The sequence below is a fragment of the uncultured Gimesia sp. genome (genome assembly GCF_937919775.1).
Classification (GTDB): domain Bacteria; phylum Planctomycetota; class Planctomycetia; order Planctomycetales; family Planctomycetaceae; genus Gimesia.
In genome coordinates this window covers 1-3,451 of the sequence record NZ_CALFPF010000648.1, presented here as the reverse complement: position 1 = coordinate 3,451, position 3,451 = coordinate 1, and the positions used below count along the sequence as shown (strand labels likewise).

Below are 3,451 nucleotides of genomic sequence, written 5' to 3'. Positions count from 1 at the left end.
GTTTGAGCAAGCAGTATAACCTAAACCCAGCGCCCACTATTTCTGGGGAACTTCACAACAAGCTTTACAACCATTGATCAACAATAACCTTACGATCATCGTACTGCGGAATCATAATCCGCGTGTCGGGGGTTCGAATCCCTCCACCGCTACTCGTGTCACTTGATGGCACATCGAGACAAACAAAAACGCCTGCATCCTCTAAGTTGGGATGCAGGCGTTTTGTATTGGGACGGTCACTCATCTTTCAAATCAGCAGTAAACTGAAATGCCCCTTTAATCGAATCTAGAAGATCATCTATAATACAGGCTTCTGGACAGTGATTATCGGCAATGGTTTAGCCCTCATTGCAATACTGGCATGGCTGTGAAAGCAAGGTTCGCCGCGTGCCTGCTGTTGGTTCTTTGCAGGAAAACCTTCGATGCAATTTTCGATTGATATTGGTCGCGAACAAAATTTGTCTATCGAATTTAAACGGAACTGGTTTACCGGCAGGACCACAATCATCATCGATGGAAATGAAAAGACTTTAAAGGATCCTTATTCGTTCTCCACTCATTTCGATTTTGAATTCACAAAACGCTGGGATTTTTTGATCGAGATCCCCGAGCCTGCCAAACTGGTCGTCGAACAAATCCGGCCTGTCTTTTTTGGAGGGTTACAACCACATCGCTACAATGTCTACCTGGATGATTCACTGGTCCTGGAGAAATGCGGCTATTAGCGTTTGTGTCTCTCTTTCATCAGTCAGGAATCATAGAGCTGCTAATCAAGTCGCCGGCGGAGACACACAGTCCGGGACATCCACGCCCCAGAGGACTACCAGGTTTGACAGCTGATATGCGAAACTGAGCCGTTTTTCCCATGACTCACCTACAAAAGATCCTGTTAAACGAACAATAATCTGGGCAATTTATAGCGATTACACGATTTACTTCACTCCAAGTCCTTGGTACAGTGATTTCAGTTCTCTGATTCCTGCAATCAGCCTGAATGCGGCTCCTGCCAAGAAATAATCCCATAATTATCGTTATCAACCCGGAGTTCACTATATCATGGGCCTTTATTGTCGTCTGACGTGCTTGATCTTCCTCGTATCCTGCATCAGCTTTCTCGCTGGCTGCAGCAATGCGCCCCAGGCGGAATCAAACGCCGACTCGACAACAACCTCAATCGACACACGCGAGTTGGAATCTCCCGAAGAACTACTCAAAAAAGTTGAGCAGGCCATCGAACTTGCACGGAAGCAATACCATCTGGAGTCAGACAAGCACTCTCCCTGGGAGATTTATCATGGCATGCTGGCATTCCGGAAAGACTATGAGATCAGGAAAGAGGGCAAAGACGTCAACGCGCTGGAATGGATCTCATCGGGTATTTACTTCGACAAAGAACCCTGGTTCCAGAAAACGGAATTTGGCGGCCAGGCGCATCCTTATACCAAGTCGAATGCCTTCGAAGGGCATAAAAATCAGTCGCTGGCCATTCTGGCAATGGCTGATGTCCCACTGGATCACAAGTTCCAGACACCCGACGGCCCGATTACCGTCGCCGACATCGTCCACAACGCCCAAAAGGAAATCCAGGAGAACGAGGAAGTAACCTGGTCTCTCTGGGGGCTCGTGCATTACTTGGGTCCCGATGCCGCCTGGCAGGACAAAAAAGGGGAAGAGTGGAATATGGAAGACCTGGTCTACATGCAAAACCAGACGCTCTCCAACGACTCCGCCTGCGGGGGAACACATGCATTATTCGCTCTGGCCTACGCCAGAAATACGTACCGCAATTCAGGACAGCGGCTGCGAGGTTACTGGCTGGAAGCCGATCAGAAAATCCAGCGTCACATCGAAGAAGCCCGCGCGATGCAGAACTTTGACGGTTCTTTTTCTTACGATTATTTCTTCCAGAAAAGTGCCAGTGAGAATTTCCAGGAACGCCTGGAAACGACAGGCCATACCCTGGAATTTTTAATGATGGCATTGCCCGATGATCGTCTGAACGAAGACTGGGTTCGTAAAGCGATCTCGTTACTGGCCAACGATCTGATCGAAAACAAGGACGAGCAGGTTGATTATTCAGCTCTGTACCATGCCATTGATGGCCTGGTCATATATCGCGACCGCATGTCTCCCGATCGTTCTGCACAACTGGGTGGCAAAAAGTTTGCTGCCGCGAACAGTACTAAAACCGAGGTCAAAGTTCTGAAACCAGTTCTGCCTCCTGCTCCTGCCAAAACAGCAACGCCTCCTGCCCCTCAATAATTGTGAGCAGGAGACTGCAGTCGAATCGTCAAGAAACAGCTTAGGCTTTCGGCGTGGTCGTATCTGTTGATCCCGGTCCGCCGGAAGTGAAGCCGCTACCGATATTCATCAGAAAAAACCCGGTCAGCAGAAAGTCGACTCCCACCAGTGTGCCCACGGCCCACAAGCCGGAGAGAGGCCACTGACTCCAGATCAGACCGCCCAGCAGCAGAGAAATCACGCCGCTGAAAAGAATACTGTTGCGTCCACTATTCGGCTGAACTCCGAAGGCCATGGCAATTTTCCAGGCTCCCTCGAAGATGAAAAACATCGCCATCAACATCGTCAGAAATTCCAAACCGAAAATCGGATGACTGATCACGCCGATTCCTCCGAGCATCATCAGCGCCCCTAATAAAATGTGCTGCGTTTTTCCCGGCACATCATGCACCTGCGATCCTTGAAGCACATACAGAATGCCTCCCAGGAGTAACAGAAAGCCGATGACAAACACAACCGCGGTCCCCGCGACAAACGGTGTGATCAGCGAAATGACTCCAATCACGCACAGGATGATTCCGGTTAATTTAAAGTCTTTCGGGGAAGGCAGGGGAGCATCAGTCATCAATTTATCTCGCTTCATGAAGAGGTAAAAAAGTATGTGAAGTCAGGCAGTCCATATCATTCGTTGCAACGTATGGTGCCTTTGTGAAGCCAGGGGTTGTCCATTGCCTCGAAAGAATTTCGTTTGTCAGAAAGAGTATCGAAAAGCAGATTAACAACTGTCACTCACATTAAACAGGTCCAGATAAACCGAGTGCACAAAATACACATACTGATATTTGCGAGCCACAATCTCAGTTATGAACCGCTGTTATTTTTTTCTGCCTATAACATTTGCAGGAATGTTCGATCTCACACCAACTCTCTCTTCACAATACATTCTCGGTTGCTCGAATCAACCTGCTTCAGAAAAAATGATCAGTTACTTTTCGAAGTCAGATTTCACAAAACATGGACGTAATGGACTACTCGACTCTCATAATTGGCACACCACTTGCTTATTAAATGTTGTTATTTAATTCCCATGTCGTTTCGGAAGCAAGGCCGCGTTTTCTATCAAGTCTTGATTTCCGAACGAATCGCTCTTTGTACATGGGGCTTCTGTTGCAGTATTTTTCATTTTTTACCAGGAGAATCCGGTGTTCAA

The 3,451-nt window shown here is 47.8% G+C and carries 4 protein-coding genes; 2 read left to right on the top strand and 2 right to left on the bottom strand.

Features of this window, described 5'->3' with window-relative positions:
- Window positions 1–64: 64 nt before the first annotated feature.
- Window positions 65–244, bottom strand: a complete 180-nt coding sequence (locus Q0294_RS18525) for a hypothetical protein (RefSeq protein ID WP_299468422.1) — start codon at window positions 242–244, stop codon at window positions 65–67.
- A 178-nt stretch (window positions 245–422) separates the two neighbouring features.
- Between Q0294_RS18525 and Q0294_RS18520 the strand changes: the two genes are divergently transcribed.
- Window positions 423–725, top strand: a complete 303-nt coding sequence (locus tag Q0294_RS18520) for a hypothetical protein (protein ID WP_299468420.1) — start codon at window positions 423–425, stop codon at window positions 723–725.
- Window positions 726–1,056: 331 nt separating this feature from the next.
- The gene (locus Q0294_RS18515) at window positions 1,057–2,262 is read left to right on the top strand and encodes a hypothetical protein (RefSeq protein ID WP_299468418.1); all 1,206 of its coding nucleotides are present in this window, start codon (window positions 1,057–1,059) and stop codon (window positions 2,260–2,262) included.
- Window positions 2,263–2,302: 40 nt separating this feature from the next.
- Here Q0294_RS18515 and Q0294_RS18510 read toward each other — a convergent pair whose 3' ends face one another.
- A complete protein-coding gene (locus Q0294_RS18510) occupies window positions 2,303–2,866 on the bottom strand; it encodes a DUF308 domain-containing protein (RefSeq protein WP_299468416.1) in 564 nt (187 codons plus the stop codon).
- Window positions 2,867–3,451 lie beyond the last annotated feature (585 nt).

Excerpts from the sequence above, each read along its gene's own strand:
- Q0294_RS18525 (WP_299468422.1), bottom strand. The coding sequence starts at position 244 with ATGAGTGACCGTCCCAATACAAAACGCCTGCATCCCAACTTAGAGGAT.
- Q0294_RS18520 (WP_299468420.1), top strand. The coding sequence starts at position 423 with ATGCAATTTTCGATTGATATTGGTCGCGAACAAAATTTGTCTATCGAA.
- Q0294_RS18515 (WP_299468418.1), top strand. The coding sequence starts at position 1,057 with ATGGGCCTTTATTGTCGTCTGACGTGCTTGATCTTCCTCGTATCCTGC.
- Q0294_RS18510 (WP_299468416.1), bottom strand. The coding sequence starts at position 2,866 with ATGACTGATGCTCCCCTGCCTTCCCCGAAAGACTTTAAATTAACCGGA.